Genomic DNA, 19072 nt, shown 5'->3' on the forward strand with positions numbered 1-19072 from the left:
CATCGCGGGCAAGCCCGCTCCCACAGTTTTTTGAGTTGATTGCAGTGTCTGTGAACGACTCGAAACCTTGTGGGAGCGGGCTTGCCCGCGATGGAGTTTAACGATGACGCGGGTAATCAGAATGCTCACAGGACATCAGAGCCAACTCCAGGAAACCCCAACATAAGCCCCCAACCCCTCACCCGGCGTAGACCTCGCTACATCCACCCCCTTGTCGTCATACCCCGGCGTCACCGTCGCCGCGTAACGCTTGTCCGTCAGATTGCGAATATCCAGCCAGGTCTGCCAATCCCCCTTCGGCGCATTGAAGCCCAGCGTTGCGCCAAACAGCGCATAAGGATCGGCGTAATAGCTGTTGGCATAATCCACCGCCACCTTCGACACCAACTGCGTATTCACCGCCGCAAAGAACCCCTGCGGCCAGTCATAGCGCAATTCCCCCTGGTAATAGTGCATCGGCAACCCCGGCAGGCGGTTGTCGCCGAATCGGTCATCATCCCGATAGTGGAAATCGCTGAAGGTATAAGCCTGACGCAAACTCAACCGCCCACCATCCGCCGCCGCCCACAGGTCGCTCTGCAAACCGGCCTCAACCCCCTGATGCACCGTCGGGCTGGCGTTGAGCTCATAAGGCGTGGTCGCGTTGGCGTCCGGCAATACCGAGAGCAACTCATGGCGCACCTGGGAGTAATACCAGGACAGGCTCCATTGCCCGATCGCGCTATCGCCACGACCACCCAGCTCCAGGGTGGTCGCGGTCTGATTCTGCAACTCGATCGGATCGCGCTGAGTCCCCGTCGCCGGGCCGCTGCCAACCGGGAAGCGCTGGTTGGCGCTGTAGATCAGCGACCACGGATGCGGCGCTTCCACCGAGCGGCTGAGATTACCGAACACCTGCACCTGCGGCGTCAGCTGATAGCGCAGCCCCACCCGCGGCGCGTAATCCCAGTCGCCCATGCTGGTCTTGCCGCCGCCATCCGGGTAAGTCACCGCGCTCTCGCGACGGGTATAGATGGCGGCCAGCCCCGTTGTCAGCCACAGGTCCTCGGCGATCTCCAGGTCATTGCCGGCATGCAGCACCGTGTCCGAACCCTGATAGGTGAAGTTGCGCATGTGCGTGCCCGGCGCATAACCGGCGGTGTTGCCGGTGGGGATTCGCACCAGCTCGCTGGCCCCGTTGTTCGGCAGATGCTTGGTCACCCGCAAACCCACGTTGCTGTTGCTCTCCATCCCCCACAGCGTGTCGCGGCGCTTGTAGTCGAAGGTGCCGCTGACATCGGTGTACGCCACCTTCAAGCGGTTCGGGCCTTCACGCAAGTCCATCGGATAGTCGTGATACACCAGCCCCGTCTGAATGCTCGAATCGTCATCCAGATAGAAGGTCGTCTTGTTGCCGATAAAGGTGCTGCCCGGCTGCTTGCGGCTGTCATCGCGCAGCACATAGGCCGGGTTCGCCGCACGGGGATCGTGCTCGATGGAGTGCTTGGTCACGCGCCCGGCCAGGTCGTTATCGGTCTCGCGATAGCGCAGGTAAAAACGCGTTTCCAGATTCGGATTGAAGCGATAACCGAAGTTGGCGATCAGGCCTTGGCTCTCGCTGTTGGTGTGGTCCTGATAACCGTCGGACTGCGCGTCGGTCACCGCCACGTAATAGTCGAAATCCCCCAGCACCTGCCCGGAACTGACCTGACGCTGTTGATAGCCATGACTGCCGGTCGCATAACGCACCTGCAACTTGGGCGAGTTGTAGCCGGTGTGGCTGAGGTAATCGATGGCCCCACCCAGCGCCAGGGCACCGCGATCAAAGCCGTTGGCGCCGCGCAGCACCTCCACATGATCGAGCCACAGTGGCTCCAGCAACTCATACGGCGTACCACCGGGGCCGGTCAGCGGCAGCCCGTCGAGCATCGTGTACAGCCCCGAAGCATGGGCCCCCGGCGCCCGGTTGATCCCCGAACCACGAATCGAAATCTTCACCCCTTCATTGCCCGAAGACTGGGCATACACCCCTGGCTGATACGCCAGCACATCCTGATTGCTCGCCACCCGCCCTTGCAGCGGACGACGCATATCCACCACGTTCGTCCCGCCCGGCACCGCGGCCAACCGCGCCTCGGCCTCGGCAACCGAACGATCCTCGCCGCTACGATCCTCAGCGCCAATCAACACCTGCCCCAACTCCAACCCCTCCGCTTCGGCCAGGGCCGGACAAACCAGCGTCAGGCCAAGCAACGCGGCGGGCAGGGATTTGGGCGAGGGCATCGGGAGAACTCCATACGACGAAAACGGGCAGTGAGGAACTGCGACGTATGGAAGAACGAAGGAAACACATGGGGATTTCTTTTTTTTTCAAACACCTACGGCCTACAAGGTCAATGCAACCCCTGTGGGAGCGTGGCTTGCCCGCGATGGTGGTTAACGATAACGCTGGCTTCCTGACACACCTGAATCAACTGTAGGAGCTAGCTTGCTCGCGATGGTCGTCAACGATAACGCTGGCTACCTGACACCCCGCGGTGCCAGATCCACCATCGCGAGCAAGCTCGCTCCTACAGTTTTGGTGCAGCCCGCGATCAAATGTGGGAGCGAGCCTGCTCGCGATGATTCCCGACAACTACACGCTCCTCATCCCCCCCAACCTCATGCAACGAAACCCGCGAAGTCTCCCGCAACGCCAACCCCCCAACCAACCCCAACACCCCCACAACCATCAAATAAAACGCCGGCGACAAATTGCTCCCCGTCGTGCTGATCAACCACGTCGCCATCAACGGCGCCGTCCCGCCAAACAGCGTATACGCCATGTTGTACGTCACCGCCGACGCCGTATAGCGCGTCCTGGTCGGGAACGTCTCCGACAGCAGCGCCGCCGTCACCACGTTGCACAACACCGCCCCGGTCGCCAGCAACATCACCCCGAACACCGACGCCGCAAACGACCCGGAACTGGCCATCAAAAACGACGGATACACCACTACAATCAACAACCCGCAAGCCGTCATCACCGTCCTGCGCCGCCCGACCTTGTCCGAATACAACCCCGCCACCGGACAAATCAGCGCCGCAAACACCAGCGCAATCAACGACACCAGCAACGCCGTCGCCCGACTCAAGCCGCCGGCCACCTGCAGATACGTCGTGAAGTAGGTGGTGAACATATAAAAGGACAACGCCGTCAGCGACACGAACGCGCCCAGATAGCACATCGCCGCACCGTGATTGCGCAGGGTTTCCTTGAGAGGGGAGTGCGCAACATCATGCTCCTCGGTCACCGCCTGGAACGCCGGCGTCTCATCCAGCTTCCAGCGCAGATAAAGCCCCACCAGCCCCAATGGCGCCGCCACCAGGAACGGCAACCGCCAACCCCAACTCGCCATCGCCTCGGCCGACAACGACGCCTCCAGCGCATAAGCCAGCACCGCCGCCGAAGCGAAAGCCGCAAAGGTCGACACCGGAATAAAGCTGCCATACCAGGCGCGTTTGTCGTTCGGCGCATGCTCCATCAGATAGGCACAGGCCCCCGCATACTCACCGCCGGCGGAGAACCCCTGGGCACAGCGAATCAACGACAACAGCACCGGTGCCATCACCCCGATCGCCGCATAAGTCGGCAACAGCCCGATCAAGGTCGTCGCAGCCGCCATCAACAAAATCGTCGCCGCCAGCGTGCGCTTGCGCCCGATCTTGTCCCCCAACATGCCAAAGAAAATCCCGCCCAGCGGGCGAAACGCAAAGGCCACCGCGAACACCGCAAAGGTCTTGAGCAACGCCGCGCTGGCGTCACCACTGGGGAAAAATTGCTGAGCGATAGTCGTGGCCAGAAAGCCATAGACGGCAAAGTCGAACCACTCGACAAAATTGCCAATGCCGGCCGCGACAATCACCTTGCGCAGCGTTTCAGGGCTGACCTGTTCCGTAGTAGTGCTCGTCATGCTTGACCTCGACCTGTCGTCAGTGATCCCTCGATTATCGGGCGACCCACCGACGCGACTCACTTCAAAAGTGTCATCCGCATAGTCAGCACCGACGTTTGGTCACTGAAGAAAGCATGATTCAGGCCAGGCGATTCAACCAAGCAGTCCCTTGTGATGAGGCTATTTCTCTATAGAAGAAATTCCTGTGGAAAGGAAACTCCTGTGGCGAGGGGGCTTGCCCCCGTTGGGCTGCGCAGCAGCCCCCAAAAATCTATGCCCTACGCAACTCCCCCGGACTAACCCCCAACCGCTGCCGAAACACCGTTGCCATATGCGCCTGTGAATTAAACCCGCACACCAACGCAATCTCCGCCAACGTCGCCTTCGAATCCCGCATCAACGCCCGAGCCCGCGCCACCCGCCGATCAATCAGATACCCATGCGGACTCTGCCCGGTCGCCAGTTTGAACGCGCGCATGAAATACCCCTCCGACAACCCCAACAAATCCGCCATCGCCTTCACCCCCAGCGAACCGTCGAGCCCCGCCTCGATAAACTCATCCAGCAAACGCATCCGACTCCCGGTAATCGACCCGAAAGCCTCCACTTCCTCCCCCTGCGCACGCTCGGCCAACCCCAGCGCCCAAGCCTCCCAGTCATCCTCCACCGAAGGCCGCAACAACGCTCCACGCATGCGCAACGCCAGGGCAATCGCCTGCGGATCGATGAGATTGTTGAACGCCCGATCCCCCGTCAACGCCACCCCATCGGTACGCAACACCCGCAGGTACTCACCGCCCTTGGGCGACTCCGACAACACATCACACCCCACCGGCACAAACGCCAGCCCATTGGGCACCGCATCGAAGGGCAGCACCCGATCACTGCCGATCGCATGCACCCCGCGCTGGCTGTCAAAGGCAAAGCCAATCGCCGATTGCGACGCCACATACCGCGTCGCATAAGCCGCCCTGGGCAACAATTCAATCGCCCACGACCCGGCCTCGACACGGCGGACCGGTTCAGACTGCGGCGGTGAAGGAGGGCGTTTTCGAGAGCTCATGCGCTCCATAGTAGTGAACAGCGGGGACAAAAGTCAGGTCAGTTTTCTGAAAGCCCATCGGCCACGCCCATGCCTAGACTGAACAAAACCTCAAGGAAGCCCGCCATGCACACACTCACCCTCGACGACATCCAGCAAGCCGCCCGTCAGGTCTACCAGGCCATGCCCGCCACGCCGCAATATCGCTGGCCGCTGCTCGCCGAACGCCTGGGCTGCACCGTCTGGGTCAAACACGAAAACCACACACCAACCGGCGCTTTCAAAGTGCGCGGCGGCATCACCTTCATGCACTGGCTCAAACGCACCCACCCCGAAGTCAAAGGCATCGTCACCGCCACCCGCGGCAACCACGGCCAAAGCCAGGCCTTCGCCGCCAGCGCCCTGGACCTGCGCGCACTCATCGTCGTCCCCAGAGGCAACTCAAAGGAAAAAAACAACGCCATGCGCGGCTTCGGCGGCGAAGTCGTCGAATACGGCCGCGACTTCGACGAAGCCCGCGAAGAAGCCGCCCGCCTGGCCCAACAACACAACCTCTACCTTGTCCCCCCGTACCACACCGAACTGGTCAAAGGCGTCGCCACCTACGCCCTCGAACTCTTCACCGCCGCCCCAGACCTCGACACCGTCTACGTCCCCATCGGCTGCGGCTCCGGCATCTGCGCCGTCATCGCCGCCCGCGATGCCTTGGGGTTGAAAACCGAAGTCGTGGGCGTGGTCTCGACCGAGGCGGCGGCTGCGAAATTATCGTTCGAGGCGGGAGAAATTTGCGAGACGGACTCGGCGAATACCTTTGCCGACGGGCTGGCGGTGAGAAAGCCGATTCCGGAGGCGTTTGCGGTGTACGCGAAGGGCGCGGCGCGGATTGTTGCGGTGAGTGAGGAGGAGGTGGGGGAGGCGATGCGGGTTTATTTCACCGATACGCATAACTTGGCGGAAGGGGCCGGGGCGGCGGGGTTGGCGGGGTTGATGCAGGAGCGGGAGGCGATGGTTGGGAAGAGGGTGGGGGTTGTGTTGTCGGGGGGGAATGTGGATCGGGAGGTTTATTTGGGGGTGGTTGGGTGAGGGAGGTAGGATTGACCTGATGAGTGTGGCAGTGAGGCGCGCCATTTGTTTAGCGCGCCATGTTCGCCCGGTGCGAGTAATTCATTGGAGGCTGATGGATCGAAAAACTGTGGCGCGCCCTTTTAGGGGGGAGCGTGAAGAAGGCAGCAACCAGCCAGAAGCAGTCATTGGCGATAGACTGCTTCCAGCCATTAGTTTCCGATCACGAATGCCACTTTCAAAGCACTCTTTTGAGCAAGGTGATACATACATTACTGCCGAACTTGTGACTGCTGAACGACTAAAGACATTAAGCCTTTGCAGCGGGAGGTAAGCGGAAGCTGACGCCCATGCGGTTAAAAGCGTTCATTGCAGCAATGGCCACTGTGAGGTCAACCAGATCTTTTTCTGCAAACATGGCAGATGCGGACGCGTAGGCGTCATCGGATACATGTGTTTCGCTGACACGCGTGACTTCTTCTGCCCAAGCTAACGCCGAGCGCTCCAAATCCGAGAAAAGGTATTGTGCTTCATGCCATACCGGTACCAGCAGCAGCTTGTCCACCGACATTCCTTCTTTGATCAAATCACGTGAATGCAGATCAATACAATGGGCACAACCGTTGATTTGAGAAACCCTCAAAAACACGAGATGAATTAGCAGGGCCGGCAAGTTTGTCGATGTGGTCACGAAATGGTGCAGTCCTCCGAGGGCCTTGGCTGCGCCAGGCGAAGTTTCAAACCAATTGATGCGACTCATAAGTTTCCTTCCTCTCATTACGGCGTTGGTGCGAAAGACATGCAGGCGTCGCTGTCTCGAAATTATGCGAATCCCCACCCCCTAACCGGGCTTATAAGGAGCCCATGGCAGCGAACGCTGCTGGTGTACGGAGAAAAATGAGGTCGAGCCAATTGTGGTCATAAAGCGGACTATGGTATTGATCCACTAGGCTTCTAATCTACTGGTCCACTTTTGAGGTGCTCATGTCCTCCAATACGATCCTGTTCGGGGCCATGGCACTACCCTCGGGAAGGCCTCCTGTGGGTATCAATCTTCAAGAATGGTTGTATGTAGAATTGCGCGACGCAATGCTCACCGGACGTATCCCTCCGGGCAGCAAGCTACCGGGAAGCCGGGCGCTGGCCAAGCATCTGGGAGTGGCACGCGGTACGGTGCACTCAGCGTATCAGCAGCTTTTCTCAGAGGGTTATACAGTCAGTCGAACTGGAAGTGGCACACGTGTCTCCGTTGAGCTGCCTGATACCAAATTACGAGCATTTTCCCTGGATCAAGGTGATGGCGCAGACGTAACGGTGAGGCGAACGCCGCCAGTCACAGACTGGCTTGAGCGGCTGAGCGCTACTCCAGCGATCACGAGGCGCAAAATTCTTCCCGGACTGCTGCCATTTTTCCCAATGCGTAGCGACGTACATTCTTTCCCGATTGATCTATGGCGCAAGCTGCATATTCAGCAGATGCGCAGTTCAAAGGTAGAGACGTTGCTCGATTATGATCCGGCCGGATTACCGAGTTTGCGTCGTGCCATTGCACAGTATCTGGGCTCGGCGCGAGGGGTGCACGTGCCTGAGGACCAAATCGTAGTGCTCAGTAGCGTGCAACAGGGAATCGACCTTTGCCTGCGACTTCTGGCACGACCTGGGGCGTCTGTCTGGATGGAAGATCCAGGGTACCCAGGAGTGAGACAACTCATGACTGTCGCAGGTTGTAAGGTAGTGGACGTTCCTGTCGATCAACAGGGCATGCGCATCGAGCATGGTGTCCAGGTCGCCCCAGAGGCAGAGCTGATTTACGTGACGCCGTCGCGTCAAATGCCCACCAGTTACCAACTGTCTCCCTACAGAAGACGCGCTCTGCTGCGTTGGGCGAACGCCTCTGGGGCCTACATAATCGAAGATGATTATGACAGCGAATATCGTTTTATCGCCAAGCCCATCCCCGCATTGCGCTCAATGGCCGGCGCCGATGACTCGGTGATCCTGGCTGGTACATTCAGCAAATTGCTGTTTCCATCCGTCCGCTTGGCATATCTGGTGCTACCGCCCCACCTGGTCAACAACTTTACCCAAGCGCTGGCATTGACCTCGCGCCACCCTAACAGCCTCAATCAGGCTGTGCTGGCGGCATTTTTCGACCAAGGACATTTCGACCGGCATGTCAGACGCATGCGCAAGCTCTATTCACTTCGTGCAGAAGCGCTAAATTGTGCAGCACAACAGCATTGGCGGGGCTTGATCGAGGTACCGGAGATTCGTGGTGGACTGGATATCGCCGCTTCATTGTTGGTCGGCCACGAAACAGAGGCGTGCGAGAGAATGGAAAAGGCCGGCGTCGATGTCATGCCACTGGGAAGATTTTATCGGTCGCCGAAATCTGGCGGTTTTTTGTTGGGATTTGCTCCGTACGAAGAGCGAGCCATACAAGAGGCAGCTTTGAAGGTTAGGAAAGCATTAACCTGAAAACATTTAGCCTCCGGCATGAGTTTAAGGTCACGCTTGGGGGTGCACCGGCGACGTCAAGCTGCGCGGGTGTGAGTTGACCAGTGATAGACATTTCTAGCTTGCCGGTGATGACCGCTTCTGGCCGATTGCAGTCCTTCGCCACCAAAGCGAATGCTCTTGACTGCTTTGGCCAATCGCTGACTGAGTCTCTGCTAAGCGCTGCTATGAGGGGAGATGACTCGTATTGAAGAGTGGCAAATGCCGTCCAGTTCCCATGGATTGCTAGTTTCAGGTGGCGTGCGAGCAGTTTTTAAACATAACCAGCGAGTGCGTGTTTAAGCATCCTCAGACTTACTTCCAGAAAGCTACAAATCCTTGCGCCTTTCCCTACCGCTACGCCAGAATCCGCCGGCTTGTACGCCTTGGGCCCGCTCAGTAACTTGATCCGCGTCACTGCCCATCAGTGATCGGGTTAGCAGCCTGTAGGTAATCTAAGTCGTGCAACGCTTCTATCAGTCAGGCTCGCGCATGTTTCTTGATGGTGGCTGTACGCAGGGCGCCCTTGGGCGCGCCGGCTTCTTAGGTTCCCCGGTCTGCTAACCTGCGTGCAGCTGCCTCCCTCTCGTTTAGCAGCAAGAGGGTAGGCACATGATTAGGAACCTGAGAAATGTTCAAAGTCACACCAAATCCCCCGGACACCGATCCGGCATCCTCGAATCAACCCGATCCAACCACCCCCAACGACAACACCGAACCCACCCTCGACCCCCACACAACCGCCACCATCAAAGCAACATCCCGAACACCCAGCACACTGTTCACCGTCAACCCCGATGTCTCAACCGAAGACCTGATGGTCTATCTGGTCGAAACGCTGGCGTCGGTGGATGTGATGGTGCATCACCTGGTGGATCTGCTGGATGGTGGGGCGCGCAATGCGTTGTTGGGGATTTCCAATAGTGTGATGTTGGCGGAGATAACGGCGAATCGGGTTTTGGATCAGATTGATCCGCCGTAAATTTGTGTCGGTTTGAAAAGATCGCAGTCTTCGGCAGCTCCTACAGGGTGATGTGTAGTCCTGTAGGAATTTTCGGGGGTTGCGATTTTTTTGTAGGGCCGCTGTGCGGCCCCACGGGGATAAATCCCCTCACCACGAGATGTTATTTGGCAGAGAACTTCAGAATCACGTTCTGAGTGTAGGTTTGCCCCGGATCCAGCCGTGTACTCGGGAAGGCCGGCTGATTCGGCGAGTCCGGATAGTGCTGGGTTTCCAGGGTGAACGCGCCCCAGTGCGGATAAACCTTGCCTGCCTTGCCCTTGACCGTGCCGTCGAGGAAGTTGCTGGTGTAGAACTGCACCCCCGGTTCGTTGGTGTACAACTGCAAGACACGGCCGGACTGCGGGTCGCTGACTTCGGCGGCCAGTTGCTTGATATCGCCTTTGCTATCCAGCGCCCAGTTGAAGTCAAACCCGCCCTGTTTCGGCTCGGCGAATTTCAGTTGCGGGTGATCGGCCTTGATGTGCTGACCGATTGCCGTGGGTTTGCGGAAGTCCATCGGCGTGCCGGCCACCGGGGCCAGTTCGCCGGTCGGAATCAGTTTGGCGGTGACCGGTGTGTAATGGCTGGCGTTCAGGGTGGCGAGTTGTTTGAGAATGTCGCCGTTGCCGGCGCCGGCCAGGTTGAAATAGCTGTGGTTGGTCAGGTTGAGTACCGTCGGTTTATCGGTGCTGGCCTTGTAGTCGATGCGCAATTCATTGCTGTCGGTGAGGCGGTAGGTGACCTCGGTGGTGAGGTTGCCAGGGAAGCCCATTTCACCATCGGCCGACAGATAGGTCAGGGTCACGCCCACCGAGTCCTTGTCCTTGATCTCCTGCGCTTTCCAGACCCTCTTGTCGAAACCCTGAGTGCCGCCATGCAACGCGTTGGTCTTGTCGTTCTGTGGCACCTGATAACGCTTGCCGTCCAGTTCGAATGCACCATCGGCCAGGCGATTGCCGAAGCGGCCGATGGTCGCGCCAAAGTACGCCGTGCCTTTCTGATAACCCTGCACATCGTCGAAGCCGAGAACCACATCATCGAGCTTGCCGTGTTTGTCCGGCACCTGCAGCGCCTGCAGCGTCGCGCCATAGGTGATCACGCTGGCCTGCATGCCATGACTGTTGCGCAGGATGAACTGTTCGACGGGAGTGCCGTCATTGGTTTTGCCAAAGGCTTTGTGTTCGCTGGACAGGCCGGCGGCCTGGGCGGATAGGGTCGAGAGCATCAGGGACAGTCCAAGGCCGGAAAGCAGGTGACGGGATTGAAGCATGGTTGACCTTCCTTTTTGTTGTTGTTCTGGAAAACACCGGTAAGCCGCATGGGACCGCGCAGGGCTGGGCAGACGCTTCACTCGTTAGCATCTACAGCGCAAAATAGTCATGCTAATTATCGGGTGAGATCAAATTTATAGCGGAATAATCGTTTGTTGCAATAATAAAGTCTGACTAAATGGAGTTTTTGGTCAGCGCTCATTGGTGGTTTTACGCTGGAGACCCTATAGGCGTCGCTGGCGTGTGGGGCATCGGTCAACAGCGTTATGGAATGCCGAGAATGAAAAAAGCCCACTCGAGAGTGGGCTCAGGGTACGTTCAGCTAGCCGTTAGGGTTGCCCGGGGTTATTCCGTGGCATTGAAGGCCTCGTGGTATTGCACCGTGCCCAACGGAAATTCACCGACGAAAGACAACGCCTGGAAGTATTCCTGGGGAACGCCGGGCAACTCCAATCCAACATGAACGTTGAAACCGAAGTGACCGTAATAACCCGGATCGCCCAGCACCACGCAGCCAGCCGCACCCTTGTCTCGCAATTCCGTCAATGCCGCTTTCATCAAAGTTGAACCAATCCCCTGGCCTTGCCGGTTCGGCGATACGGATATCGGCCCGAGTCCGTACCATCCCGTCGCACCGCTGGACACGCTGACAGGGGAGATCGCGACGTGGCCGATGATTTCGTCATTTTCCACGGCCACCAGAGAGACCGTTAGTTGCCCGGCACGGCGCAGGGCGTCGACGATGAAGTGTTCGGTGTGGCTGGAATGTTCTGCGTGTTCGAACGCTGCGGCAGTGAGTGTGGCGATGCGTTGGATGTCTTCAGCTTGCTCGTTGCGAATGGTCATTGGCTCGGTCTCGGTTTTTTGATGCATCAGCGGCTCAGGAACGAGAAAGCAGCAGTTTGATTCCAGCGGCGCCAAAGACCAACGCGAGCGTGCCTTCAATCCATCGACGTGCATGGCGATAGGCCCGAACCATTGGGGCGGTGGAGAAAACGAGTGCATAGCCACCGAAGATGGTGATGCTCATCACCGCGCAGGCGGCCAGGGTGATGGCGACGGTCGCCGTCGACGCTTGCGGCCCCAGCCCCAGAGTCATTGTTGCAACCCAGCCAAGTAATGCTTTGGGGTTGGTGAGGTGCATGAGCAAACCCCGCTTGTAGAGCCTGAAGCCGGAGACTTCCGGGGTGGCGGCATGCGTCTGCCTGAGTTGCTCGTCCGAGATACGTGCGGAGCGTGCCGCTTTGATGGCGAGGAACAGCAAATAGGCTCCACCGACTATTTTGAGTACGCCGATCGCATGGGCATATTGCGTCAGGATGGCGGAAACGCCTGTGGCCGCCATCAAACCCCAGAAAAAAGAACCACTGATAACGCCTGCTGCGAGCATGAACGCCGGGCGTCTGCCTTGATGCATGGCGACCCCCATGATTCGCATGTTGCTGGGCCCTGGACTCGCCGCGCCAATCACATACACGGTGAGTACGAGCAGGAGGTGGTTGAAATCGAATGGCATTTGAGTTCCTTCTCTTGGCGGGTTTCGGTTAATTTCCGACTGGCCGTAGGAATTGTCAATTCAGCCAACAACATCGAATTCGTTCTGCGGCAATCGGGAGAATCAGGGCTTGATCATGTTTAAGGAGAAAAGATGAACACGGTTCTGTCTGTCTACGCGCTGTGTGTGGTTGTGCTGTTCCTCAAGATGTTTGCGATTTCCTGTTATCAGGGGTTTTATCGGATCTCTCGTTTGACGTTCCAGAATCCGGAAGACGCGAGGCTTGTGGGGCGCTTGCCCAGTGCGTCGGAATTACCTCAAGTCGCGAAGGCGAAGAGTGCGTGGCTGAACGATCTTGAGAACATTCCGCTGTTTTTTGCGTTGGGCGGGCTTTGTGTGGTGTTCGATACGCCGGTGGATCGTACTGTTTGGTTGTTTGGGATTTTTACGGGGGCGCGGGTGGTGCATACGGTGACGTTTCTGGCGGGATGGCAGCCTTGGCGGACGATTGCTTATGCGTTGGGAGTTGGGTGTTTGATGGGGTTGGCGGGGATGGTTGTTGCGGGGGTGGTTGCTCAGGCTGCTAACATCTGACGCTTTCCCATTTGGAGATCAAGCAATGCCGGACCGCGAAATCATCATTCCAGATGCCATGAGGCCTATCGTCGAGCGCGCGGGTTACGCCCCTGCGGTCAGAGTTGGTCACACGCTTTACTGCGCGGGCCAAGTGGGAAGAACGCCTGAGCTGGAGGTCATTCAGGATCCCGAGCAGCAGTTCATCAGCGCCTGGAGAAATCTTGAAGACGTGCTCGCCGCTGGAGGTTGCAGCTTTGAGGATGTGGTCGAGATGACGACCTATCACGTGAACATGTCGCAGCACATGGCGGTGTTTCGTGAGGTGAAGAATCGCGTGTTTCCCAAAGGTCTGTGCGCCTGGACGTGCGTCGGTGTCAGTGAGTTGGCTCACCCGGGGTTGTTGGTAGAGATCAAGTGTGTGGCGGTGCGCAGAAGTTGTAGTGAGTGAGGTGAAAAGATCGCAGCCTTCGTCAGCTCCTACAGGTGGACGCATTCCAGGGTAGGAGCTGCCGAAGGCTGCGATCTTTTTGGGGCTGCTGCTCGGCAGGAAAGGTCTGCACAAACAGCAGGAAGCTGATGCATGTATCGAGTTCCAAAGACCAATGGACTCAACGCCATCGCAGCCCGTTATTGGTCATCCGCGGACGCGAAATCCGGATGTTGGCGCTTCATGTGTATCAGTGCTGTTCGACTGCCTCTTGGCGAAACCCGCTCTTCAATAGCAAATGGACAAAACCCGAGTTTCGGATACAGCAGCAACCCCGCCGTGTTTTCGTTGAAGCACGAAATCTGCACCTCTCTGGCTTCATACCTTTCAAACGCCAAGGCCGTCATGGTCTCCACAATAAAGGTCGCGACACCTTTGCCCCGGGCGTGCGGCGGGACGATGACATTGCCAACGCAGCAAACACCTTGGCGTTCGGCTCGATAGAAGTTGGCGAATCCAACGATGTCTCCATTGAGTTCGAAGACGGTCGAGTCGAAGCGTTGAGAAATGGCGGCATTCAATTGCTCTTCCGTTAGCGGGTACTGCGCTTTCGGAAACATGAAAAACAGCTCTTGGGCGTTTTGAGGAAAGCCGCAGATAGCTTTAACGTCATCGGCCGTCACTGGCCTGTGGTGCAGGTTCATTGCGAATCCCTTGGCTGAATAAACTCACACTTTAGTCGACTTCCAAGAGGCAGCTACGCTTTACCAACAGCTACATGATTTGTGAAGGATCAAACGGTTTGTGTTGCGTTGAAAAGATCGCAGCACTATGGGAACTTCGGACCACCGCCCAGGTCAATCTGGCGCTGTTTCGGGCGTACCGAGCAGTCCAGTGGTCTGTTTCCTCCCATGCCGTCCGAGCGCAGTCGAGTCCCTGATGCCAATCAAGCGTTTCCTGCCGGGTCTGATCCTGGTGTTCTGCGCCGCCTCGTCGCCGGGTTCGATCGCTGCCGAGCGAACAGTGCGCATGCAAAGCAACAGTGCATCGACCACGCTGATCGAAACCGCTTCGCGCCAGTATGGCGAAGGCCAGCTGGACCAGGCCGCCGCCACCCTGGAGCGGGCCCTGCATATTCAGCCGAACAATCCCGCGACGCTGCATTACCTGGGCGTGTTGCGTCTTCAGCAGGGGCAGTATCAGCAGGCTGAAACCCTGGCGGTGCGCTCGAACATGCGCGTCGGTCGCAACGTCGCGTTGCGCAACCGCAACCTCCAATTGATCCAGGCCGCCCAGCAGGCCCAGGCTTCGGGGACGCCACCGGGCGCCATTGCGGACCCGGTTGCCGTGCGCAAGCAGTTGGAAGGGGAGGCCCAAAGGCGCAGCGAGGCCGATCTTGCTCAGCCATCCACTCAGGATTCTGGCGGCGAATCCGGCAAGCTCGCGCGGACTTCCGTCGAGGCTGAACCTGCGTATGACGGTCTGGTGATTCCCCGTGGGCATTTGCCGCCGCCGGGCAAATGCCGGATCTGGTTTCTGGATCGTCCGCCAGGGCAGCAGCCCGCGCCGGACAAATGCAAGAAATTGCAGCGCCGGGTTCCGGCAGGGGCTTATCTGGTGAGCGGTTGAGGTTTTTCCCGCCAACTCAGTGTGATGACACGAAGGGCGACGCGGTCGTCGGCGCCGGCAACGCATAGGCCTGTTTCATCCACGCCACCTCCGCCAACGGTGTGCGACCGAAGAGACGCTTGAAGTCGCGGCTGAATTGCGAGGCGCTTTCGTAGCCCACCAGATACGCCGATTTGGCTGCGGTCAGATCGTTGCGCAGCATCAGCAATCGCGCCTGATGCAAGCGTGTCGACTTGAGGTACTGCATCGGCGAAGAATCGGTCACCCTGCGAAAGTGCAGATGAAAATTGGGCACGCTCATCTGCGCTTCCTGAGCCAACGCCTCCACATCCAGGTGCTCGTGATAACAGCTGTGGATCTTGTGGATGGCGCGCGTCACCTTGCCGAACTGGCCCTGCCGGGCGATCGCCGCGCGCAGGGTGCCACCTTGTCCGCCGGTGAGGATGCGGTAGTAGATCTCGCGCAGCATCGCCGGGCCGAGGATTTGTGCGTCGCTGTGATCGTTCATGACTTCCAGAAAGCGCAGGGTCGACTGGCGTAGCGCTTCGTCCATGGGCGAGGCGTACATGCCCATGGGCCGGGCCGCGCTGAAGTTCCAAACCTCATCTACCTGCTGAATCAGCTCGCCGGCCAGGGCGAAATCCAGACGCAGGTACACCGCCAGCATGGGCTGCGCTTCGCTGGCGTCGGTTTCCATGGTGAAGGGGACCGGCACTGACACCACCAGATAATGCTGGGCGTCGTAGACATAGATCTCATCGCCCAGATAGCCGCGCTTGCGGCCCTGACAGAGGATGACGATGCCCGGCTCATACAGGACCGGCGTGCGTGTCAGCGGCCGGTTGGATCGCAGAAAGCGCACGTCATCCAGCGGACTCAGGTTGTAGCCCTCCAGCGGCGCAAGTCGGTCCATCAATTGCACCATGCGCGCGGCGCACGGGTCCTCTGATTTAGTCATCGGTGCGCCTTCCTCCACATTCCTGCTCAACCATCAGTAGAGCGGCTCAGCGCCTCCCATTGCTCAATACTCTCCGCCGTCCGCTGCAGCTTGTCACGCACCAGGGCCAGGGCGTCGCTGCCAAGTAGCATGTGAGCGGGAGGGTTGGGGGAGTCGATGATCTTCAGCATGGCGCGCGCGGCTTTTTGCGGGTCACCCAATTGATGACCGCTTTTTTCCTCGCGGGCTTTGCGCACCGGGTCGAAGCTCGCATCGTAGTCACTGATGCTGCGCGGCGTACGCCGCATCGAGCGGCCGGCCCAGTCCGTACGAAACGATCCCGGTGCCACGGCTGTGACAAAAACATTGAAGGGGGCGAGCTCCTTGCTCAGCGTGTCGGAGATGCCCTCTAGCGCAAATTTGCTGCCGCAGTAATAGGCGATGCCCGGCATGGTGATGTAGCCGCCCATGGACGTGATATTAAGGATGTGCCCCGCGCGACGCTGGCGAAAATACGGGACAAACGCCTTAGTAACCGCCACCGCGCCGAAGACGTTCACGTCGAACTGACGACGCATCTCCTCCAGCGACGACTCCTCGAAAATCCCTTCGTGGCCGTAACCGGCGTTGTTGACCAGCACATCCACTGGACCGTGCCGGTTTTCGACGGCGGAGACCACTGCCGCGATGGCATCGAAGTCAGTGACTTCCAGCACCACACCATGGGCCCGCTCAGACGAGAGCGCTTCGAAGGTCGCCAAAGCGGATTCGCTGCGAACGGTGCCGATCACACGGTGGCCCTGGGCGAGGGCTTCCCTGGCCAGGGCCTGGCCGAAGCCGCTGCTGACGCCGGTGATAAAGAGGGTTTTTACAGCATTCATGGGGCGCACTCCTGAAAATATCGGGTGAGGCCATGCTAGGGCGAGGCAGGGTGGGGGACTATGCCTGATTGGATTTGCGTATTGTCTGTTCCTATCAAGTGGATGGTGGAACTCATTGTTAAATAGCGAACCTGCATCCACTCTAAACCTCCATGAATGTTCTTCTGCGAACATCTGTGTTGCGCAATCTTCCGATCGGAGGAAGACTACGCCACGCTCATCATGCGTCCTCGTGACGGGTGATCCGGGCAGCTATCGATCTCGCGACAGGACGTCACCCATGCGCAAGGATTACGCGGCTTTTTTCATCTCCCTCTTCTTCTCACGACTGGCCGATCAAATCCTGCTGTTCATCGTGCCGCTGGTGGTGTTCCAGACCACCAACAGCGCGTCATGGGCAGGGCTGGCGTTTTTCGTCGAATCGCTGCCGCGCTACCTCGCGTTTCCCGTGTGTGGAGCGCTGTGCGACAAGTTTTCGCCTGTCCGGATTCTGCACATCAGTCAGGTTTACCGGGCGCTGCTTTGTGTGGTGGCGGTAGGGCTCTATGCGGTGTTCGGCGGCCTTGCCTGGTTGGTGATGCTGTCGGCGCTGTGCGGGGTACTGACCACGCAGGGCATCATGGCCCGCGAGGTGCTGATGCCGCACATCTTCCAGCATTACAGCTACACCAAAACCTTGTCGTATTCGCAGATCGCCGATCAGACGGGGCTGGTACTCGGGCCGCTGGTGGCGGCGTTGTTGCTCGAGGTATGGGCTTGGCATTGGGTGGTGCTGTGGGTGGCGGGGTTGTTTGTGCTGGCGGATGTGAGCATGCGGGTGTGGCAGCGACTCAGCCGGATAACGTTGGAGGTGTTCGAGCAGCATCAGGACATTTGGTTGCAGCCATTGCGGGTAGCCTTTGGGCACATTCGCGAGCAAGCGGAGTTGAAGAAGATCATCGCCTTGGCGGTTGGGATCAATCTGATTGTCGGGGTGACACTGGCGACTTCGGCGGCGATGGTGATCGGGCAGTTCGGCGCTGGCAAGGATGCCTATGCCGGACTACAGGCGGCCGGGGCGGTGACCACCATTGTGATCCTGTTTTTCCTGGCTCGGGTGGCGCTGCCGATGCGGGTGCTGGGTGGCTTGGGATATTCGATGATTGCCGTGGGTGGATTGTTCAGTGCATTGAGTCCGGGGCTGACCGGGTATGTGGTGGGATTTCTGCTGGTCGTCGGCTTCGACAAGATGTTCAACGTGTATATGCGCAGCATTCGTCAGCGAGTGATTCCGGTTCGGGACTTTGGCAAGACGGTGGGCGTGATGACGTTGCTCAACAACCTGTCGCAGCCGCTGGCGGGGTTGTTGGTGGCGGGGTTGGCAGCGCCGCTGGGGATGCAGGGGGTGATATTGATGTTGGCGGCGCTGACTGCGGTGTTGGGCGTGGGCGTTTGGTGGTTGAGTGAGGCGCGTGGTGGGGTTTCGGTTGGCAGCTGATGCTTGCTGCGGGGTTTACGGTGTTCGAAGTGGCATTCGCAATTGCGCAGGTACCTCTCTGTAGGAGCGAGTTTGCTCGCTCCTACAGAGAGGTACCGCTGATTAGTTCAGAACCTCCACCTTTCCAATGACACAAGGCACACTGGATGGCAGGTGGGCTTCGATAAATTCCACTACTTGTTCTTTTGCTCGGCGTTGAAAGAAAACGTATTGGCTCCCTGAGAGCATGTCATTTGTGTTTTTTTCCGGATATTTAAATTCCAGTTCAACCATGTCTCTATTTGTCGCAATCGTAATGTTCGTTAGTTTGTTCCAGTGTATGAAGTAATGGTGGTATTCAGTGTGCAAACTTTGAAAACCCTTGGAATTTGCCATGGACAGATACATCAGTCCCATGCCGCCGGGACCTATCAGTGCACCAATCAGGAAGGTAGGATCAATGGTTGCTAGGAAGATGAAAATAATTGCTATGATGCCGGTAAACCATTTCAAGAATGGTAGTACCCATTTAGCTGGTTCTTTCCATTCGCAGTATTCCAATCCGGACTGAGTGAATCTATACGCATAATTCATTCGCTGATGGGTCATGGATGAGGTCAGGAGTGAGAAAAAAATAAAAAAACCTAAGCTAAACAGAATTCTGGATATGTCACCGTCCTCCGGGGTCGGATGTCGATATAGAAAATATGATGCCCCTCCTACGACAAATATTGATGAAAACGCAAACATGCAGTTGGCCACGAATGTGTTGTAGTTGCGCGCCCGAATCGTCCATGCCATTAACGTTGGCTCACTAGCGTATTTCCATTGTAGTTGCGGCGGTAAATCAAGTGCTTTGTTGAATTTAAACATATCAGGGCTC

At 58.1% G+C, this 19072-nt stretch carries 18 protein-coding genes; 7 read left to right on the forward strand and 11 right to left on the reverse strand.

Annotated elements, in window-relative coordinates:
• Positions 1 to 135: 135 nt before the first annotated feature.
• The 3 genes from ACW9JE_RS07400 to ACW9JE_RS07410 all read right to left on the reverse strand — a co-directional run bounded on the left by ACW9JE_RS07400 (position 136) and on the right by ACW9JE_RS07410 (position 4977).
• Positions 136 to 2262 carry a TonB-dependent receptor family protein gene (locus ACW9JE_RS07400; protein WP_457432353.1) on the reverse strand — a complete coding sequence of 709 codons (2127 nt, stop codon included), beginning with the start codon at positions 2260 to 2262 and terminating at the stop codon, positions 136 to 138.
• Positions 2263 to 2573: 311 nt separating this feature from the next.
• Positions 2574 to 3932: an MFS transporter gene (locus ACW9JE_RS07405; protein ID WP_457432354.1), complete on the reverse strand. Its 1359-nt coding sequence runs from the start codon at positions 3930 to 3932 to the stop codon at positions 2574 to 2576.
• A gap of 253 nt (positions 3933 to 4185) precedes the next feature.
• Complete coding sequence (locus ACW9JE_RS07410; RefSeq protein ID WP_457432355.1) at positions 4186 to 4977, reverse strand: helix-turn-helix transcriptional regulator; 792 nt, start codon at positions 4975 to 4977, stop codon at positions 4186 to 4188.
• A gap of 105 nt (positions 4978 to 5082) precedes the next feature.
• Between ACW9JE_RS07410 and ACW9JE_RS07415 the strand changes: the two genes are divergently transcribed.
• Entirely contained in the window at positions 5083 to 6039 is a 957-nt protein-coding gene (locus ACW9JE_RS07415; RefSeq protein WP_224533267.1) for a threonine dehydratase, read from the forward strand.
• A gap of 289 nt (positions 6040 to 6328) precedes the next feature.
• On the opposite strand, the gene ACW9JE_RS07420 is transcribed toward ACW9JE_RS07415, so the two are convergent.
• Positions 6329 to 6778, reverse strand: a complete 450-nt coding sequence (locus ACW9JE_RS07420) for a carboxymuconolactone decarboxylase family protein (protein WP_224533268.1) — start codon at positions 6776 to 6778, stop codon at positions 6329 to 6331.
• A 224-nt stretch (positions 6779 to 7002) separates the two neighbouring features.
• Here ACW9JE_RS07420 and pdxR point away from each other — a divergent pair, with 224 nt between their 5' ends.
• Both pdxR and ACW9JE_RS07430 read left to right on the forward strand, forming a co-directional pair.
• Positions 7003 to 8496, forward strand: a complete 1494-nt coding sequence (gene pdxR / locus ACW9JE_RS07425; RefSeq protein ID WP_457432356.1) for a MocR-like pyridoxine biosynthesis transcription factor PdxR — start codon at positions 7003 to 7005, stop codon at positions 8494 to 8496.
• Positions 8497 to 9145: 649 nt separating this feature from the next.
• Complete coding sequence (locus tag ACW9JE_RS07430; protein ID WP_457432357.1) at positions 9146 to 9496, forward strand: DUF6124 family protein; 351 nt, start codon at positions 9146 to 9148, stop codon at positions 9494 to 9496.
• A 142-nt stretch (positions 9497 to 9638) separates the two neighbouring features.
• Here the strand turns inward: ACW9JE_RS07430 and ACW9JE_RS07435 are convergent, their stop codons facing one another.
• From ACW9JE_RS07435 to ACW9JE_RS07445, 3 genes are all read right to left on the reverse strand, one after another.
• A complete protein-coding gene (locus ACW9JE_RS07435) occupies positions 9639 to 10787 on the reverse strand; it encodes an aldose epimerase family protein (RefSeq protein WP_457432358.1) in 1149 nt (382 codons plus the stop codon).
• 346 nt (positions 10788 to 11133) lie between these two features.
• Positions 11134 to 11661, reverse strand: coding sequence for a GNAT family N-acetyltransferase (locus ACW9JE_RS07440; RefSeq protein ID WP_457432359.1), 528 nt, complete (start codon positions 11659 to 11661; stop codon positions 11134 to 11136).
• Between the two features lie 7 nt (positions 11662 to 11668).
• Positions 11669 to 12304, reverse strand: coding sequence for a LysE family translocator (locus ACW9JE_RS07445; RefSeq protein ID WP_457432360.1), 636 nt, complete (start codon positions 12302 to 12304; stop codon positions 11669 to 11671).
• Between the two features lie 132 nt (positions 12305 to 12436).
• On the opposite strand from ACW9JE_RS07445, the gene ACW9JE_RS07450 reads away from it, so the two are divergent.
• On the forward strand, positions 12437 to 12877 hold the full coding sequence (locus tag ACW9JE_RS07450) for an MAPEG family protein (RefSeq protein WP_457432361.1): 441 nt from the start codon (positions 12437 to 12439) through the stop codon (positions 12875 to 12877).
• Between the two features lie 25 nt (positions 12878 to 12902).
• The gene (locus ACW9JE_RS07455) at positions 12903 to 13307 is read left to right on the forward strand and encodes a RidA family protein (RefSeq protein WP_224533276.1); all 405 of its coding nucleotides are present in this window, start codon (positions 12903 to 12905) and stop codon (positions 13305 to 13307) included.
• Between the two features lie 179 nt (positions 13308 to 13486).
• Here the strand turns inward: ACW9JE_RS07455 and ACW9JE_RS07460 are convergent, their stop codons facing one another.
• Positions 13487 to 13990 (reverse strand): GNAT family N-acetyltransferase, encoded by a 504-nt coding sequence (locus tag ACW9JE_RS07460; RefSeq protein ID WP_224533277.1) that lies wholly within the window; start codon positions 13988 to 13990, stop codon positions 13487 to 13489.
• Positions 13991 to 14225: 235 nt separating this feature from the next.
• Here ACW9JE_RS07460 and ACW9JE_RS07465 point away from each other — a divergent pair, with 235 nt between their 5' ends.
• Positions 14226 to 14915, forward strand: coding sequence for a tetratricopeptide repeat protein (locus ACW9JE_RS07465; RefSeq protein ID WP_224533278.1), 690 nt, complete (start codon positions 14226 to 14228; stop codon positions 14913 to 14915).
• 16 nt (positions 14916 to 14931) lie between these two features.
• Here the strand turns inward: ACW9JE_RS07465 and ACW9JE_RS07470 are convergent, their stop codons facing one another.
• Positions 14932 to 15873, reverse strand: a complete 942-nt coding sequence (locus tag ACW9JE_RS07470) for an AraC family transcriptional regulator N-terminal domain-containing protein (RefSeq protein ID WP_457432362.1) — start codon at positions 15871 to 15873, stop codon at positions 14932 to 14934.
• Positions 15874 to 15899: 26 nt separating this feature from the next.
• The gene (locus tag ACW9JE_RS07475) at positions 15900 to 16733 is read right to left on the reverse strand and encodes an oxidoreductase (protein ID WP_457432363.1); all 834 of its coding nucleotides are present in this window, start codon (positions 16731 to 16733) and stop codon (positions 15900 to 15902) included.
• Positions 16734 to 17013: 280 nt separating this feature from the next.
• On the opposite strand from ACW9JE_RS07475, the gene ACW9JE_RS07480 reads away from it, so the two are divergent.
• Entirely contained in the window at positions 17014 to 18210 is a 1197-nt protein-coding gene (locus ACW9JE_RS07480) for an MFS transporter (protein WP_457432364.1), read from the forward strand.
• A 102-nt stretch (positions 18211 to 18312) separates the two neighbouring features.
• Here ACW9JE_RS07480 and ACW9JE_RS07485 read toward each other — a convergent pair whose 3' ends face one another.
• A complete protein-coding gene (locus ACW9JE_RS07485; RefSeq protein WP_457432365.1) occupies positions 18313 to 19062 on the reverse strand; it encodes a hypothetical protein in 750 nt (249 codons plus the stop codon).
• Positions 19063 to 19072: the final 10 nt, after the last annotated feature.

The organism is Pseudomonas sp. SDO55104_S430 (assembly GCF_054070595.1).